Annotated in this window: 1 pseudogene; it reads right to left on the bottom strand. The window is 37.2% G+C overall.

The features are described 5' to 3' along the window. A pseudogene (eno, locus tag KH400_RS21705) lies at window positions 1-193 on the bottom strand (phosphopyruvate hydratase); the annotation flags it as partial. Window positions 194-403: the final 210 nt, after the last annotated feature.

Genomic DNA, 403 nt, shown 5'->3' with positions numbered 1-403 from the left:
GAAGAACTCCCTTACCCATATAACGCTCTCCACCGTCACGTAATTCAACTGCTTCGTATTCACCAGTAGAAGCACCACTTGGTACTAATGCGCGTCCCATTGCACCTGATTCAAGGTATACTTCTACTTCAACTGTTGGATTACCACGAGAATCTAATACTTCGCGAGCATAAACATCTGTAATCATTGTCATTGTAAAGTCACTCCTTAAAATTTATCAATTTATTTTCGGTCAAAAATGGTTATTTCATTCAGCCAACCGTATTATGATTCAACTGAAATGAGGAAATTCCTGCTTTTAAAAAAATTATTTCTTAATTAATGAAACACCTGTCATCTCTTCTGGTTGTTTTCCACCTAAAAGTGTTAATAACGTTGGAGCTAAATCAGCGAGTTTCCCGTC

It is taken from the genome of Desertibacillus haloalkaliphilus (genome assembly GCF_019039105.1).
Lineage (GTDB): Bacteria > Bacillota > Bacilli > Bacillales > KJ1-10-99 > Desertibacillus > Desertibacillus haloalkaliphilus.
The sequence above is the reverse complement of the archived record's forward strand: the minus strand, read 5'-3'. Positions and strand labels throughout refer to the sequence as shown.